General features: G+C 46.9%; 12 protein-coding genes. All 12 read right to left on the bottom strand.

Annotated elements, in window-relative coordinates; translation table 11 throughout:
- Positions 1–143 precede the first annotated feature (143 nt).
- Positions 144–587 carry a GNAT family N-acetyltransferase gene (locus KO537_RS20090; RefSeq protein WP_173242604.1) on the bottom strand — a complete coding sequence of 148 codons (444 nt, stop codon included), beginning with the start codon at positions 585–587 and terminating at the stop codon, positions 144–146.
- Between the two features lie 7 nt (positions 588–594).
- Positions 595–1407 (bottom strand): 3'(2'),5'-bisphosphate nucleotidase CysQ, encoded by an 813-nt coding sequence (gene cysQ / locus KO537_RS20085; protein ID WP_011848162.1) that lies wholly within the window; start codon positions 1405–1407, stop codon positions 595–597.
- 304 nt (positions 1408–1711) lie between these two features.
- Positions 1712–2293 (bottom strand): ADP compounds hydrolase NudE, encoded by a 582-nt coding sequence (gene nudE / locus KO537_RS20080; protein WP_212601707.1) that lies wholly within the window; start codon positions 2291–2293, stop codon positions 1712–1714.
- 235 nt (positions 2294–2528) lie between these two features.
- Positions 2529–10991: an Ig-like domain-containing protein gene (locus KO537_RS20075; RefSeq protein WP_173497011.1), complete on the bottom strand. Its 8463-nt coding sequence runs from the start codon at positions 10989–10991 to the stop codon at positions 2529–2531.
- Positions 10988–11848: a sulfotransferase gene (locus tag KO537_RS20070; protein WP_219235528.1), complete on the bottom strand. Its 861-nt coding sequence runs from the start codon at positions 11846–11848 to the stop codon at positions 10988–10990. The genes KO537_RS20075 and KO537_RS20070 overlap by 4 nt, the downstream gene beginning before the upstream one ends.
- A 69-nt stretch (positions 11849–11917) precedes the next feature.
- Positions 11918–12454: a tail fiber protein gene (locus tag KO537_RS20065; RefSeq protein WP_113941567.1), complete on the bottom strand. Its 537-nt coding sequence runs from the start codon at positions 12452–12454 to the stop codon at positions 11918–11920.
- A gap of 11 nt (positions 12455–12465) precedes the next feature.
- Positions 12466–12996, bottom strand: a complete 531-nt coding sequence (locus KO537_RS20060) for a tail fiber protein (RefSeq protein WP_168826978.1) — start codon at positions 12994–12996, stop codon at positions 12466–12468.
- 12 nt (positions 12997–13008) lie between these two features.
- The gene (locus KO537_RS20055; RefSeq protein WP_168826977.1) at positions 13009–13530 is read right to left on the bottom strand and encodes a tail fiber protein; all 522 of its coding nucleotides are present in this window, start codon (positions 13528–13530) and stop codon (positions 13009–13011) included.
- A gap of 84 nt (positions 13531–13614) precedes the next feature.
- On the bottom strand, positions 13615–14106 hold the full coding sequence (locus KO537_RS20050) for a GNAT family N-acetyltransferase (protein ID WP_219235526.1): 492 nt from the start codon (positions 14104–14106) through the stop codon (positions 13615–13617).
- A 278-nt stretch (positions 14107–14384) separates the two neighbouring features.
- Positions 14385–15524, bottom strand: coding sequence for a sulfotransferase family protein (locus tag KO537_RS20045; RefSeq protein ID WP_219235523.1), 1140 nt, complete (start codon positions 15522–15524; stop codon positions 14385–14387).
- The gene (locus KO537_RS20040; RefSeq protein ID WP_219235521.1) at positions 15524–17569 is read right to left on the bottom strand and encodes a phytanoyl-CoA dioxygenase family protein; all 2046 of its coding nucleotides are present in this window, start codon (positions 17567–17569) and stop codon (positions 15524–15526) included. Before KO537_RS20040 ends, KO537_RS20045 begins: the two co-directional genes overlap by 1 nt.
- Positions 17547–18134: an aspartyl/asparaginyl beta-hydroxylase domain-containing protein gene (locus KO537_RS20035; RefSeq protein WP_173497006.1), complete on the bottom strand. Its 588-nt coding sequence runs from the start codon at positions 18132–18134 to the stop codon at positions 17547–17549. Before KO537_RS20035 ends, KO537_RS20040 begins: the two co-directional genes overlap by 23 nt.
- Between the last annotated feature and the right edge of the window lie 91 nt (positions 18135–18225).

Genomic DNA, 18225 nt, shown 5'->3' with positions numbered 1-18225 from the left:
GATCCGTGGGATGACATCACCTAAAAGAGCATAAAAAACGGCGCACTCAGTCAGCACACCGTCCATTATTTTTAAAAATCATTCTTAATTCAAAGGTGATTTTTATTTGAGGATAATCTTTGGTTCAAAGATAAGCGCTCGATTTAAGGCCTGCGATAAGTCATCACAACCCTATCTGCGCCAGCGCCAAAATAATCGGCTTCAAAAGTTGAATCAATGAAACCTAAATGCTGATATAAGCCATGGGCAGGGTTACTCGGATCAACGGTTAAACACACCCGCTCAACTGACACGGGCAACTCGGCTAAACATTGTTGCATCAAACGCTTGCCGAATCCCTTCCCGCGAGCATTTTCACTCACTGCGATAGATAATATCCACATGCAGTTAGGATCGCTACTCTGGGCACTGAGCAAATAGCCTTGTAGCTGATTATCTGCATCCACGGCCACTAAAAATTGCTCTGGCCAACAATCAAATCCCTGACGGAAGAAGAAATCAGGATAGCTGTGCTCACCAAAAATGGCCTGTTCGAGCTGATAAACCGCGAATAACTCTGACTTTAATACCGGACGTATAGACTGCATTTGAAAATCATTCACCTATTAAAATCTTATCCCACTCTAAGTTGGGTGCGCCAACTACGATGAAATTAGGGTTCTCTAAGCTCTCGCGCTCATTGTAGGTTAACGGTTGCAGCTCAGTATCCATCAGCTGTCCACCCGCTTCCTCGACGATAATTTGCGCAGCTCCCGTGTCCCATTCACCCGTTGGTCCGACTCGTACATAACAATCAGCACGACCTTCCGCGACAAGACAGCTCTTCAACGCTGCGCCCCCCATCACGACTAACTCGCAGTGTTTGGGATGGTTGAATAGGGTCAACACAGATTGGGGGTCCTGACGGCGACTTACGGCCAATCTTAGGGATACCTTTTCACGGTGCTCAATTTGGCGACTGCTAATACGCACTTCTTGTTTATCCGTGCGTTTGTACGCCCCTAAACCAGCAATAGCGTAATAACACACTTGTGTCATAGGCACATAAACCACGCCCATCACGGGACGATTGTGTTCCACCAGCGCGATAATGACTGAAAAATCACCACTGCCGGCGATAAACTCCCCCGTACCATCGAGCGGATCCACCAACCAATAGCGCTTCCAAGATTCACGCACACTCAACGGAATGTCAGCGGCTTCTTCAGATAACACAGGAATATCAGGCGTTAAGGCGGTTAATCGGTCACAAATGATCTTGTTCGCCGCTAAATCTGCGGAAGTGACAGGGGTATTGTCAGACTTCATTTCTCGCTCAAAATTACCTTTGAGATAAATGTCACGGATAGTTATCCCTGCATCGGTCGCAATCGCAATAACTTCGTCGATCAACTCTTCTGGCTTCATAACAACTCCAATCGCCTGCTGAGCGAATGTTTTGCAAGCGTGCAAACTCTGAACGCTTAAAAGGAAAAAGATTATTTAAGTTATATACCCAAGCTACCTGAAGATACGAGTTTCAGAGCGCCTTGGGTGCTTCAATTCAAGGCGCATCAATGACAGAATGTCGGCCACCTTTTAAATTGATGCAACACCGAAGTGGAGTGCCCTAGGCGCTCCGTCCCGGCGGGTTTTAACGCACTTTATGCTGTGTTGGTTATTTTTAACTTAGCCCGCTAGGTCTGCAAATAACCGCCTTGCCTAAAGTGCGTTAAACTCCCGCTGAATCCTGCATCTTCAGGTTGTTTGGGTATAAATATTTTTGCGCCAAAAACAACGCGCTCACACTACGGGATTCAGAAAAATCGACATCATCGAGCAAGGCTTCCCAATCGGCGAGCGCCCAAGGCACCACATCAATTGGCTCAGGCTCATCACCTTCAAGGCGACTCTCATACAGATCTTCTGCAAGAAAAATTTGCATCTTACTAGAGAAATAACCCGGAGCTAGGCTGAGTTCTTTCAGTAAGGTGAGCTTATTCGATCCAAAGCCAATTTCTTCCTGTAATTCACGATTAGCAGCTTCTATTGCTGTCTCACCGGGATCGATCAAACCTTTTGGGAAACCGAGTTCGTAATTATCAGTTCCTGCAGCATATTCGCGTGCCAGTAGCATTTTCCCTTGATGAATAGGCACTATCATCACAGCGCCACGACTACCGCCTTTCATGCGCTCATATTGGCGCTCTACACCATTGGAGAACTTAAGATGCACTTGCTCAATTTGAAATAATCGGCTTCTCGCGACAACTTCGGTATGCAATATTTCCGGCTTATTCTGCCGTTGCGACATAACTGCCTCTGGATAAAAAAGCGATAAATTAAATAAGGTAAGTGACAATCTTACTATCCTGTCTTTAATCTACAACCTGAATTTATTACATGCTCCTAATGGTAAGCCACAAATCCTTTGCGATATGCATCACAAACCCAGCCCAGCCTTAAGTGAACACCTTCAAAATATTCTCAAATACGATGTTTTATTGGATAGTAAAAAGGGGCGAATGCCCCTTTTGATATGCTAACGCTTAAAATTGATATCGTAGATTGAGCTGGTAACTGAGGAAATCATTAGGCTCGATATCCACATATTGATATCCCAAACCTACAGACCATGACTCAGTAAATTGATAGCTAAAACGCACGCCCGCATACCAATCTGTACCATCAAGCTCTGTAGTTAAACGGCTATTGCCCATAGTGCTACTGATATCCGCTTGCCACCTAAACAACCCGATGGGTACTTCAAACCGCCAAGCTTCATGTTGGAGTAAAGTGAAACGTAATCCCAGCATGACACCATCGACCAGTACTGGCGTTACGGCTTTGACCTGCTCATGATATTGCTCAGGGGTGAGACTTGCGCCCTCAATCCTCGCAGTCCCATTACCAAAGTCGGCATAGCCTAATTCGATGGCAACAAAGGGAGTCCATTGATAACCGATACTCACACCCAAAGCAGTATCTTTATCATCAACCGATGTTACAAAGCCTGTCCCCGCTTGTGGCTGTAGATCTCGCCTGCTGCTATCAACCTGAGCTTGCCCGACAAATCCCTCGACATACCAGTTATCAGCCGCATTTGCTTGATTAACGGAGCCTGCGAGCAACACAGCGCCCAAGACTAATTTATGTAATTCCTTACGGCGAATTAACCCCATTGTAAGAATCAAACCTAATGCCCATAAGGACATACCGCCTCCACCCGACTTGTTATCTATCACCACATCTTGGTATGCCTTAACTGTGATTAACGCTTGCCCAGTTGCTTCGCCGCCCAATCCATCACTAATCTGATAACTCACAGTATCTACTCCATCAAATCCAGTTTTAGGGATATAACGTAGTTTATTAGACTCAACAGAAACCGTTCCTTGCTGCGCGGTTGCGCTGACTAAGGTTAAAACGTTGCCATCGGGATCGCTGTCATTACTCAACACATCGAGTAACAAGCTCGTTCTGTCATCTATGGCAGCACTATCGTTCACTGTCGTAGGTGCCGTATTGCCATTAACAATCACAGTCAACTCACTACTCGCAGTACCACCTTTACCATCAGTAATGCTATACACCAGCACATCTGTACCGATGAAATCGGTTGCTGGCGTGTAACTTAACTGCTGATTAGCCAAGATAACTACAGTTCCGAACTCGCTGGTGACTTGTGTTACCGTCAAGGCATCACCATCGCTATCCGTATCATTGGCGAGCACATCGACATCGAGACTCTGATTCCAAGGTAAAGATGCCGTATCTGGGTTCGCCACAGGTAAATGGTTACCATTGAGTATCACTGACACACCACTTGGGTCGACAATGGTTCGGTTAGCGACGCCATCGTCATCGTTTGGCCCGCCATCTTCTATGGTTAACTGCACACACCAATGGCCTTCAGTTAATCCTGAAGTCCAACGATTATCTCCAGGAGGAGGGCAGAAACCACGCTCACCTTCACTACTGGCGACACTATTGCGCGCATCAATCACAAAATCCTTCCAACCATTTTGGGCTTGATACTTACGATATACTGCATTGGCAGGAACTGGCGAACGTTGTGGTATCACCAGACTGTAACTCTGCCCTTGTTGCGGTAGTCCTGTCGCAATGAAGTCAAAAATCCCCCCCACATTAGCCGCGATACTGTCTTCAGGAACCAGATTAGGTAATAGTTGAATACCACTTTGCTCTTGCATCAGTGCAATATTACCTAAGCGTAAGCACACGCCCGCTTGCCCCTCAGCCAAGAAGTACACAGGCTGTAACTCACCTTCAGGCATCACGTTACAATCATTGATTGCATCCAAGTAATCTGGAATGCCATCGCGGTCTGTATCGGTAAATCCCTCTTGGTTATCAGGGATCAAATCACCGTCGGTATCAGTCCCTGTCAGAGGTGGCAAAGATGGGCGCACAACAATATAAACTTTCTCCGTAGTAGACAGCGCGGGTAAGCCGCTATCCGTCACAGTCAGGCTCACAGGATAAATGCCCGGCAAGACCTCTGTCGGCAAGAAGAACATCCCCGCATCATCGGACTGCAAGTTCAGCGCACCACTCGACCATACAGATGTCAAAGTATCGTTCATGTTGGCATCGCTAATCTGCGCATGAATATGAACCTCGCCACCATTTTGTGCCACGATCAACTGACGTTCACCCGCTTGAGTCACCTCAAGAGTCACACTCGGGGCAATGTTAGCCTCAGTGATCGACACTTGTGTTTGCTTCTTACTGCCTAAATTCAAACTTGGATCTAGGCTGATCAACACATCTTCTTCAGCCTCAACTTCCCCATCCTCTATGGTTCTAAAGTGAATATGAGCCAATGTACCTGAAGTAATCTCCACTACCGAATCGACTAAGTCATGATCATTGCTGTCTGCGGAACCTGCAACAGTATAAGGAACTGATATTGGATACTCAGGCGCGACACCGTTTAAGTGAATACTAACAACAACCTCATTACCCTCACCCACGACTTGATCTTTACTCAAGGAAATTAATGGATGCACTTTTACTTTCTGAGCCTTAGTCGCTTTGTTGCCATCACGATCTACGGCTTGCCAGTAAGCAAGGTAACTACCAGGGGCAAAGAATAAACGCTTATCGACCAAAGAAACGGGCAGTGGATGACCATTACGATCGACGGCCTTCGCAAACCCTAGATCCACCCGAGTGAACAAGCCTGTTGCATTAACCTCAACATCACTAGGTACAGTAATAACAGGTAAATTGTCAGCCTCCCCACCTTCTACCAGTAAGTTGACTTTTGCACTTGCGCGCCCTTTCTGACCATCACTAATGGTATAACGAAGTGCGACCGGACCAACATAAGCTGCAGGGGCAGTAAATATGAGTCCATCAGCAGTAATCTGCACACTACCTATGTCTGCTGCCGCGCCATCGATAGTCAAAGTATCACCGTCCACATCAACATCATTCTCTAGCGCAGGTAGTGTGTATTTATCATCCGCGGTGCTGGCTAGAGTGTAATTATCATCTACAGCTTGTGGGTCATCATTCACTGGTGTGACATTCATGGTGATAGTCGCAGGCTCAGAACTCAGTTCAGCATCCTTAGCAATAAAGCTTATCTGATCTGCACCGTTGAAATCTTTCTCCGGTGTGTATAACCACACAGTTCCATGCTGCTCCAAAGTGCCCGATTCAGGTTGGCTCACCACTTCATAGGTAAGAGGATCACTATCTGCATCCTCCCCAGTAAGCGTGATCATCACAGAGCTATCTTCCTCTAAGGTCACACTTGCACTCGTCGCAACAGGCGCATCGTTAACGTTAGTCACTGTAATGCTAAAGGACTGCTCAGCCGTTAAGCCATCCGTGTCCGTCACTCGTAAGGTGACAGCATGACTGCCCACATCCGCATTGCTCGGCGTACCACTGAGTAAACCTGTCACCGAGTTGAAACTCAACCAGCTTGGTATCGTCACCGCACTAAATGTCAGTACGTCGTCCACATCGACATCTGTAGCGGCAAAGGTATAGCTGTAAACAGCGTCTTGCACAGCGGCCGTAGTTTCTGTTGAAGTGATGGTAGGTGCATCGTTGCTATTAGTGACTGTAATACTAAACGATTGATCTGCTGTTAATCCGTCAGCGTCCGTCACTCGCAGTAACACAGCATGACTGCCCACATCCGCATTGCTCGGCGTACCACTGAGTAAACCTGTCACCGAGTTGAAACTCAACCAGCTCGGTTTGGTCACTACACTGAGGGTTAACACAGCACCCACATCTAAGTCGGTAGCGATCACTGTGTAACTATAAGCTATATCTTGAGTTGCTGTAGTGATGGCTGGAGAGCTAATCACAGGTGCATCGTTGACGTTGGTCACAATAACCATGAAGGATTGGTCAGCCGTTAAGCCATCTGTGTCGGTCACCCTCAGCGTCACTGGGTGAGAACCCACATCAGCATTAGTAGGCGTGCCGCTTAATACACCAGTCGCGACGTTGAAGCTTAGCCAGCTAGGCTTAGTTATCGCGCTTAACGTAAGTACATCGCCCACATCAGTATCCGCAGCCGTAAAGATGTAGCTATACGCTGCATCTTGGGTCGCTGCAGTCATAGCCATAGAACTAATCGTCGGTGCATCGTTGAGGTTCGTCACAGTTAAATTAAACGCTGGTAGACTCGCAGATAAAGCGCCATCAGAAACGCTGATAACAATTCCATTAGTCACACCAACATCTTGATTTAATGGAATACCAGACAACATGCCTGTCGCGGTATTAAACGTTGCCCACGTAGGTTTATTACTAATACTAAAGCTAAGTGTATCTCCCACTGAGTCAGACGCTGTTGGCGTAAACTGGTACGAAGCATCCTGATTCACTATTAATATCGGCGAACCACTAATAGTCGGTGCACCATTTGGCGTCACAGAGTTACTCGCACTTGAAGCATTACCACTTCCCACAGTATTCGCCGCAGTAACACTAAATGTATAGGCCGTACCATTTGAAAGCCCTGTAACTGTAATTGGAGATCCTACTCCCGAACCCGTAAAACCACCGGGGCTAGATGTCACTGTATAAGCCGTAATTGATGAACCGCCATTAAATATCGGAGCAGTGAAGCTAACAACCGCTTGGCTATCCCCTGCGATTGCGGCTCCTATGGTTGGCGCTCCAGCCACGACAGCATTTACCACAAAGGTTCTGCTCACCTGTGTAGCAGGTAAATAGCTACTATTACCTGCTTGATCTGCATTAATAGTACAGCTACCTGCCGTCACAAAGGTCAGCGCACCACCGGAGGTAATAGTACAAACGCCCGTAGTGGATGAAGTAAAGACAGGTGTTAAGCCTGAATCAGCTGTAGCCGTTAATGTTGGCGTAGTGCCAAAGTTCTGTGCACTTGGGGCAGCAAAAGTGATGGTCTGGATTGCTGCGGGTGTTATCTGATTGGATGCAACCGATGCAGAGCCAGTACCCGCCACATTATCGGCAGTTACAGTAAAGGTGTACGCTTGACCATTGGTTAAACCGGTCACCACAATCGGAGATGAACCACCGTGTACTGGAACGACATCCGCCGGGTTTACCGTCACGGTATAACCAGTAATCGCCGAGCCACCAATATTCACTGGGGCAACAAAGGCAACACTTGCCTGGGTATCACCGGCGATTGCAGTCCCTATGGTTGGTGCACCGGGAACTACGGGGCTAACGCTGAAAGACTGGCTCACCTGCGGTGCAGCCAGGAAAGACAAATCGCCCGCCTGATCCGCATTGACCGTACAGGTTCCTGTCGTTATAAAGGTCAACACACCGCCACTGGTAATAGTACAAACACTGGTGGTAGATGAGGTGAAAGTGACAACATAACCACCTCCTGCCGATGAGCTTGCGGTCAGCGTTGGCGAAGTACCAAAGTTCCGTGTTCCTGGATTAGCAAAGGTAATCGTCTGTGGTGATGCCGGAATGATCGAGTTGGAAGCTGCCGATGCTGCACCCGTCCCCGCCGAGTTGCTCGCGGTTACCGTAAAGGTATAGGCCACTCCGTTAGTCAACCCAGTCACAGTAATCGGCGAACTTGATCCTGTACCCGTGAAGTTGCCTGGGTTAGCGGTGACTGTGTAGCCTCCGGCAAGGATCGGTGCGCCGCCAGTGCTTACCGGTGCCGAAAAGGTCACAGTGGCCTGAGTATCACCTGCGGTCGCAGTACCAACAGTTGGGGCACTGGGAACGACGGCATTCACAGTAAAGGTTCGGGATACCGTCGGGGCAGGGTTGGTAGCAGAGTCGCCCGCTTGGTCAGCATCGATAGTACAGCTACCGGCGGTCACAAATGCCAGGTTACCGCCGCTACTGATGGTACAAACTCCTGTGGTAGATGAGCTGAAGCTGACTGTTAAATTATCAGTTCCTGTTGCAGAGTCTGCTGTGGCTGTAAGGGTTGGCGTAGTACCAAAGTTTTGCGCGCCGGGATTAGCAAAGGTAATAGTTTGATTACCTTTGGGGGTTGCCGAGTTGGAAGCACCGGAGGCCGTACTGGTGCCTATGGCGTTAGTCGCGGTAACGGTAAAGGTGTAAGCCGAGCCATTGCTAAGGCCAGTGACTGTAGCAGTACAAGCTGCGGGCCCAGCACAGGTGCCAAATGCACCACCGGGGCTAGCCGTAGCAGTGTAAGTGGTAATTGCTGAACCACCATTATTGCCGGGGGCACTAAAGGTTACTGATGCTTGGCCATCGCCTGCGGTGGCTGTACCTATCGTAGGGGCAGTTGGTGCTGTAGGAATAGCGACCGTATGGGTTGAACCACTGCTAAAGGCCGCAATACCTGCGTTACCCGCATCGTCAGTAATATTCGTCGAACCATTTAAGTTCAACTTGAAAACACCATTACCACTAATACCGTTGATGTTGATATTGACACTGCTACCCGATGCTGCCGACACACTGGCAATAGTCCCTGTAGCAGTTCCTGATGTAGTCGCCAAGGTGAAATCATCGGTTGAGATATTGCTGACCACCTCACTGAAGCTGGCGGTGAATGCCATGCTCGAATCAGTTGAAGCAGGAGTACCACTGAGCGCAATACCGCTCAGGGTCGGGGCGATATTATCGACTGTGGCGTTAGTAGTATCGGCAGCAGTTGTGACGTTGCCCGCGTTATCGGTTGCGCTGAAAGAGATATTGCGGTTGGTGTTATCAATCGCACCAGCGACTATGGTGTAGGTTGCAGTCCAGGTTCCCGAACTATTGGTTGCGGCCACTGCAGCACCACCACCAAATTGTGTGAAGTTGACGGTAGCTGAACTAATCGTATCGGTATTGTTATCACCACCAGCCGTGTTGTTCCAGGTCGCCGTAACCGTATCGCCAATTTTGTAGGCACCGCTGGTTCCAGTTGCGCCGGAAATACTGATGCGACCATCGGTAACCGTAGGCGCAATGCTATCAATGGTGGCATTAGTGCTATCCGCCGTAGTGTCGCTCCCGCCCGCACTCGTCGCCGTGACGCTCACATTGCGCGCAGTAAGGTCGATTGCACCGGCGGTGATTATGTAGGTGGCAGTCCAAGTTCCACTGCTATCCGTTGCAGTTACAGCAGCACCACCGCCGAATTGTGAAAAATCAACCGTTACACCGGTAACACCAGAATTATTATCGCCACCTGCAGTATTATTCCAAGTAGCGGTAACTGTATCGCCAATCTTGTAAGCACCACTGGTGCCAGTTGCGCCGGAAATGCTGATTCGGGCATCGCTTACTGTAGGTGGTGGTGGAGTATCTATTGCATTCGCGACGGTGAAACCATAAAACTCAAAGAACTCGGGGCCATCCGTTGAAGAATTACAAGCACTGGCACAATCAAAAAACAATTTAAAGCCTTTTAGCTTAACGCCCGAAAAAGACGCCAATTGTCCTGGTGCAAAGGTAAAGGTCTCTTTAACTCCGCTTCCGTTAACAGTCGAGGAGGTAACAGTTCCGCCATTCTGCAAGTAACCGACAATACGCAGATTAGTAAATTGAGCTGTATAGGAAGGATCAGCAGCCTCGCCTCCCGTTAATCCAGTTAACTCAAATGCAGTGGTATTGGTACCATCTGCGCGCAAATAAAAATAATGGTTAGTGCTAGTCTCACCACCATGCATGTAAGCAAAATTGCCAATGCTACTAGCTAGATTTTGAGTGACGCCATCACCACCCTTAGCGGTTAATCTGAAATGAGTTGTGCTGAGCTGTGCAGTTGCTTGCCCACTCCAACCTACAAAACCATAAGTGTTATTTGCAGCTGGCATCAGCACACCCGAAAAATCTGCCAGGGCTTTTTCAGAAAACACCAAAGTAGATTCAATATTTCCGCGGGTAACTTCTAAATCCCAGTCGCCCTGCAACTCGGCATTACCGGTTAAATTATTGGAGGCGGCAACATCCAAACCCGTGTTATTGCTAATGATATCCAGCAGCGCTTCACCGCTTTCATTCGCGGCCAGATCGCAACCGTAAAATAATAAATCGCCACCTTCACGCACCGCGCCTTTTAGCGCAGCAAATGCCTGCACTTCTTGCTGGATTGTCTCTGGGGTAATACGTGAATTGCCTAGCAGTATCACACCAGCTTGTGCGTGGGAGACCACATGAATAGCAGCGAGATTTTTGTGTCCCTCAAGTGTCTTAATTAATTGCGGTAATCCAGCGATAGAAGAATCTAACTCTACCAATTGAACACTAGGTTTAAGGGCGCGACGCAATACCGATTTATCAGCTTCAGCCACTGCACCATCAACAATCACCAGCTCACGCACCGGATGTGCACTCTGGATATCCAATTGATCGCCTGATAAATCAATTAGATCCTGTGGTAGAGAGGTGTCTGAACGCAATAATAGATCGGTCGATGCACTTATCGATGAACTCAAATAGGATCGCTGATAACTCGGCGCTGCAATAGCACCAGCACCATAGAGTCCGAATGGTAATAACAGCGAGGAAAGCCCACTAAGCAGTGCGTGTCTCATGATAAGTGATTCCCTTCATTTTTTGCGTTAGGTGCTACAGGTTTTTTACTTGCAATAATATTGGCTGCAGTGCCAGTACTATCTAGCCAGAAGTCCATTTCTTGATACTTCATAAATAAGTCAGGCGGTAAAATACTGCGCCTACTTTTGTATTCCACTTTCCGCTTAACGCTATGCAAACCTTTGACCCCAAGATTGTGGTCAAACTCATTTTCAGCATAGTCGACATTATTAAAATCGTGATCGAATTGCGGTTCGCCAATAAAACGATAGATTAACTCCAGCGTGCGTGCCGGATGCTGGGTAAGCAGATCATAATCCACTAATAGCAAGCGATTAGAAAACTCGCCGTAATAGGCTTCCTTGAGTGCGGTCCATGCACTTCCAACCGCACCACCAGCATTGATTAATGACTCGCAGCGGCTATAAACCGTCTGACGCGAGGCCGCATTGAACATACGGCTGTAATCAAATGGGTTTTTACGGTAAATCACTTCAAAACTATCCATAATCCAAGCCGGATTACGCACACAACAAATCACTTTAAAATCATCAACCAACTCTACCAATTGATGTAGACGGGCAGTCCAGTGACGGTTTGTGTCGAAAATAACCGGATGATTTTTATCTTGATAATAAGCATCAATTAATGCCCGACAAATGACCTTACGTTTATGTTCATCGAAAAATGAATAGGACTCACTACCAGCCCCCATTTGTTCGAGGGCACCATTCACAAGCCCCGCTACAGGGCTACTGATAGCCGCATGAAAGCGTGGATTTTGCCGAAGTATACCTGCGAGGAGCGTCGAGCCAGCACGTGGTAAACCTGAAATAAAATGTAATTTGTTTGGCATTAATGTGACTTACTAATTAAAAATGTTTATTAAAAACTTCCCGACAAACATGCCGGGATCATTCATCAATTAATTGCGTGCCGGAAATACACCATAAAGGGCAATACAATAATTCAATGCGATAAATGGCTGACGGTTTTCATGGGGTAGACCACCACCATTTAGACCTAAAGTCTGTGGTGCCATAGTGGTATTTAACGTACCTGGTGCTGCCTGCATATAGTTGACTATGCCACCACCACGTCCATCCTTCGCAAGATAGGTATTCGCTGCCGGAGAAGGCAAAGTCCCCTGATTATTCAAACCGGTCAGCGTGTGGTTGTGTGCTGGCATTTCAGTGGAGATCAGCGTCACCCCATTTTCACCAAACTGTTCGCCCCAATCCCAGGTTCTCAGCCCGGGGCCCTGACCTACACCAACTACGGTCTGCCCCTGCAAATTAGGCAATTGGAATGTGGTTGTACCATTGCCACCATAAGTAATTCCGATAATTGAAAACAACGCGGTATTACTTGCGATTGACAATATTTGGCCATTACACAGCGCCCAATTGTGGGGAGCGAAGCTGAATGGCAACAAACGGATTTCACCTATAAATGGATCCATAATTTCGCTCCTTAATTACGCGATGGGAAAATGCCTTCAATACATATGATGTAATTTATCGCTGTAGTAGGCATGATGTTATTGTGTGGTTGTGTTCCCCCTGAGGCTTGCACACTGAGTGCATTCATAACTTGGGGATCGGCACCGCTAGATGGCAAAGGAGCATAAATATTATCGGTATTACTGTGGGCAAAGACATTACCCATAGGGCTAGGTGATGTGGAGGGACTTGCAGTACTCGCCGACAAACTATGGCTGTGTGAAGGTATTTGCGGCGTTAATAAGGTAACGGATTCAACACCAAACTGCTGACCGATAACACGGGGAGTCAGACCAGGGCCATTACCCTGTCCAACCGGAAGGCGACCGCGCAAATCCGGCAATTGAAATGTTGTTACCCCATCACCACCATAAGTGGTTCCGATAATTGCGAAAAGAGTGCTTTGCTCACTAATACTTAATAGCTGACCAGCGCACAACATCCAACCTCTAGGTGCAAAACTACCCGCAAAAAGACGGATATCACCGATATAAGGATCCATAGTGATTCTCCTCTAGTTACGTGAAGGGTAAATGCCTTGAGTGGCAATGCAATAATTCATTACCAGTGAAGGCTGACAATTTTCATGGGCTTGATTGCCACCAGTACTGGATACCGTTGCAGGGTCCAACGCTTGTAAACTTGCAGCGGACCCATACAAATTGACCTCACCAGCTGCATTTTTGGCGGCGGCAATATTATTGCCTGCAAACAACGTGGTATCGCCGGCAGTAGAACTGGCCATCACAAGGTGATTGTGTACTGGCAGGTTGTTAGGTACTAGGGTTACATTTTCAACACCCGCCTTACTGCCCTGAGGCAAACCTGCACTAACATTAGGGTGAACTGGTACGCGACCACGTAAATCCGGCAACGCAAAAGTATTGATACCGTCGCCACCGTAGGTCGTACCCAAGAGTGAAAAAAGCGCTTGGTTGGTGTTGATTGGCAATAATTGCCCTGCACACAAAGTCCAATACTTAGGTGCCCAGTTGTATGGGAGAAGCTTAATTTCTCCGAGAAAAAAATCAGACATCCATGACTCCTTAATAAAAATAAACCTATCTATACATCATCAGTTTGATTACACACGCTTTCCTCTTCCCTCAAACAACACTACCTATGATGATGGCCACGATAGCCACTCTTGGGTAGGTGATATTTCAAAAGGTAAGAAACCCAAGCGAAGATATAACTGTTTCGCACGCATATTTTGTCGATCAACACTCAGACTCACACTCGCCTCTTTTGCTTGGGCATAGGCTTTTACCGAGTCCAAAATGACTGAACCATAACCATAGCCACGAAATTGCGGTGCGATGACAAAATCGACGATATGGACACCGTTAACAGAGGGATTAAGTATGATTTTGCCAATAGAAATTGATTGATATTCAATGATTAGAGTCACCGCTTGAGGGTATTGGGCAGCGTAACTCGCTTGCTGTAAGCGGTATTGTTGTTGCACTAACAGCTCTCGTTGCTGTGGGGGAAGCGGTAATAGAGACAGTTCCGTCCTTGCAGAACAAAATAGTACAAATACAAAAGCATCGTCATTTTTATACGCATAACGCAATGAATAGGCCTTAGGTAATACTATGTCTTCTACCATCAAATACATTCCCTGTAATAAGTAACTCTAACAGCGCGTTAATAGTTCTTTAATTCGTCGTGGCAGCTCGGGGTTAACGGGCAAAAAACTCAACAAATCGAATGACAGGTTTAAAGAGTGGCTCAGGGGAATGCGTTGGCAGAATAAAACGGCTAACGACTTGAAATGACATGATTGCATTTTCCATCCCTAGAATAAAAACGTTAACTTGCTGATATTTTTTAATATAGATAGTTGGCTAAAGCTAGTTCACATCACACAAAAATACAAGATTTATGTTAACCTTTAGTTTCAAAAAGGTGAAGATTAGACCAGTTACAATAACGGTGGATCTGTTCTTTTTGCTTAGCCGAAAAAAAACTTTGTTTAGATTGTGAATCTGCTACAAAGGGTTGCGTGGCTGTTTTAGAGTGTATTAACTGACATTGTTCGACTTGGCTGCACTCTTCTTTAGAGAGAGCCAACGAAAACCAGTTTGCGATTTTATTCGCTATTGCGGGTAACAACTCTTGATAATCCACGACCATCACTTGGTTGCGCTGACTCATCTCTAACCCATAACCCAATAACAAGCGCAATACCTTACATTGATAATCCAGTATCGACTCCCCCTCCTCTGGTACTGATAATTCAAGGAATAAAGGTCGAGACGGTTGTCGCACCATATGATATCCAGCAGACTTTTGCTGCGAGGCTAAGATCTCGACGGGGTCCCTAAGTAGCAATAACACGGGAACTTGAGGATAAAGTGATAGGATCAATGGCCAAAACTGCAAATCCCACGCATTCCATTTAATCAACAAATGCTGTTCAGGATGAAACAACTGACCTTGGGTATTAATGCAAAATATTAAAGCTGCGCGTCTTTCAGTGTCTGATAGGTTCCTATCCAATAGCACTTGAGTCAGCAAAGGCGATTCAGATAACACCCTGCATTTAGATAACCCCGCAAAACTGCGCGACACTAAGGTAGATCCACAGCGAGAGAGGTGAAATATAAATCCGGCAGGCTGCACTTGTTCTACTAGCCCAGAAAGATTTGGCGCAGGTAACAGAGCAGTTTGGGGTTTAATCAAGGCGGACAATAACTGACCCAGCACGGCAGAAATATGCTCCGAGTAGAAAGGATGAATCGGTTTTTCTGCGGCGGACATCCACTCTAATACTCTGCGTTTAGGGTCATAGTCTGCTGGCGCCCAAAACTGGCAGAAGAGTGAATAATCCGGCTCTATCCTTTGTCGATTACCAGTATGCAAGATGGCCAGTAACGTATCATCGCCACAGTCTGGTAAGTGCCAAAAAAGCCGCAAATATTGGCAAAAGTTGGTGAGAGTCATAACCTTGCCAAGCTCCCTCAGGGCGGCTGGATTATGAACTAACAACCAATAGCGTTGCTGTTGTTCTTTAAAATCAACCATTAGGAAGCCATAGGGTAAAAGTTAATGTATTGCACCATACGCGGTAACGTCCCACGATTAGGACTGGCGCCGTGGGGCAAGGCATGGTGCCAAATAATTAAATCGCCTGCTTTAGCCGCTATAGGTTTTACTTGCCAGCGATGCCAATCCTGTTGCTGAAGCTCAATATCAGACTTGTTCTGTTCGAGAAGCCACTCCTCTATCTTGAGATGAAATCCGGGGACACAACAGAATGCGCCTTGTTCCGCACTGGTATCGGTTAAATAAATTAACCCTTGCGTCGCAAACTTAACGGGTAGCTGTAGTGGCATATCCCAGTGCATATCCGGACCGGGGAAATGCCAAGTTGGCGTTTCAGGTGGATTAAAGCTGACTCTATCGGTTGTCATCACTAAATCCGTTTGCTGCCACAATTGTTCAAACACTTGACGAATTTTGGGGACTTGTCGATTCGCATCTAGTTGCGGATGGCGAAACAGTTGCAGCATGATTTTCTGCATAAACTCATGAGTTTGATACCAAGTGGTGGGATCTTGTTCATTGGCTCCTAACTGCTGCCAAATAAAATCTCGAGTTGCGGCGCATTGCTCTGCCGTGAGTACTTGCGGGATCACTAAGTAGCCTTCTCTTTGCCAAAAATTGAGTTGTGACTCACTGAGTACTGCCGCCGGATTTGAGTCTTCAACCTCCGCTGAATTGAAGTCTTCGACTTCTGGTACTATGACCGATGGCGTTAATCCATGGGAAATAGCACCTAATTGCTGATTAATCCCAGCAATATCCGCAGCTGTCAGCTTGGCGATTTGCTGAATGTAAGCGATAAAAGCTGACTGATGATCGTTTTGATATAAAGCTCTTAGACCCGGCTCTAGCCCTATTCCACAAAGATCCAGCAAGGTTTTATCTAAGTGCCATTCATTAGCCAGTTCAGTGAATAGCACTCCCCGTTTGCGTAGCTGTATCTTTTGCCAAAGCCGCTGCAAATGATAAATGCCTAAGCAGCTCAGATCGTCACTCGACACAAGCACAGGTTTTTGCTCTATAACATCAAACACAAAATCGGGATGAATACCCTGCTCATATCGAAAAGCAAGGCATGAGAGCGGCTTAAGCCAATATTCACGTCGATATCGAGGTAACGTGAGTTGAGATTGGTATTCGCTCAGCATGGAATTACCATAGACTTGAATGGAAGTCGTGAACTTAAGCGTTACCACACTCGGGCTGAAATCGGGCAATAGTAATGTACCAGCCAAGAAACTGCGGTCTCCACTGGCAAGCAAGCGTGCTGTTTGTAGGTTGAGCGCGAATAACGGTCCTAAATAATGCGTCTCCACAAAATCCTGCACAGTACGACACTCAAGCCAAGCGTCTAACTCAATATTTTGCGGGATGAGCACACCATCATCTGCAAGATACGCCTGTAAATGGGTAAAAATTTGCACTTGCGGCTCCTGTTGCAACAAGTGCTTCATGGTTTCGGAAAGAATCACATCAAACTTTACGACTGTATTTGGCTGCCAAAGCGTGGCGTCCGCACAGACACGCTCCACCACACGATCAGCTAAATCAAAGTGTTCAATAAGCTTGGTAACTTTATCTAACGAGGCTTGATGAATGTCGAGCAAGGTCACTTGAATTTGACTCGCAGAAAATAACGGCAGCAGAGGTAATAATAACCAAGCAAAAGGCCCAGTCCCCGCATATAAGATGTTCACAGTCTGCCCGGGATGAGCCTTTAGACGATCTTGTATTGCTTGATAAATCCCTTGTATAAAGACTCGGCCCCGCTCGGGATCTTCGGCACACTGCGCCGCGGTAGTGAGTGACACCGCCTTACCAAAAGGCGTATGGCTCGCCTCAGTATCCAAAAAAGACTCGGGGTGTAACTCCACTGCCGCAATTTGGCACAACTGCTTCAGCATGGGATCAATGAGCCGTTTAGACTCCCCTGCTGAGGTTGACAGCAGTAGCGCATTAGCAAACTGAGTTAATACAGCTACATCCAAACTATGCCCTAATTCAAGCTCTGATCTTTGCAGCATCGATTAACTCCCTTAACCAAGTATTGACCTCGCAATCAATCACTAAATTGATCCGCGCATCCTGCCCTTTATTTTCAACCCAATGGACTTGGTCGGCATTGATATACCAAAGCTCTCCGGCCTGCATGGGTACACGTTTATCGTCCACGTAAAAATTGAGTTGCTCATTCGTTTGCAGTGGCAAATGTAATCTTGCCTCGCCTTGTTCTAGGCAGAGTCCTTGATCTCTATGGGGTTTGATTTCTGCCCCCGCATGTAAGCGCATCAAACGCACGGATTTCACTGGGCAGGCTAAGGATTGCAGAAAATGGCATAACGCAGGGCTCGATTCGAGTTGAGGCAAATCTTGCCAGTGCTGACCGGTAGAAATTGAGAAGGCTTGCAAGATAGGATGAGCACCGCGATACTCTGCAGCACAGCGTAAGACGAGAACATCCCAACCACCCATATAATCACGCTGATTTACATGGGGTAACCAGTCTTGTTGCAGCAAAGCATTCAACTCTTGCTGTAAACTAAGGGAGTTTGAAACTTGAGCTAATAGGGCAAAAGAACAGATATCCATATCCAACCGCTTAATTTTCAGACTAAAAATAATTAATCATCCAAGACTAGCACAAAGATTTAAGCATACAAGTGACTCGAATCATCGTCAT

Origin of the sequence: Shewanella sp. NKUCC01_JLK (assembly GCF_019345615.1) — a bacterium.
GTDB lineage: Bacteria > Pseudomonadota > Gammaproteobacteria > Enterobacterales > Shewanellaceae > Shewanella > Shewanella oncorhynchi.
This window is presented reverse-complemented; position numbering and strand designations above follow the sequence as displayed.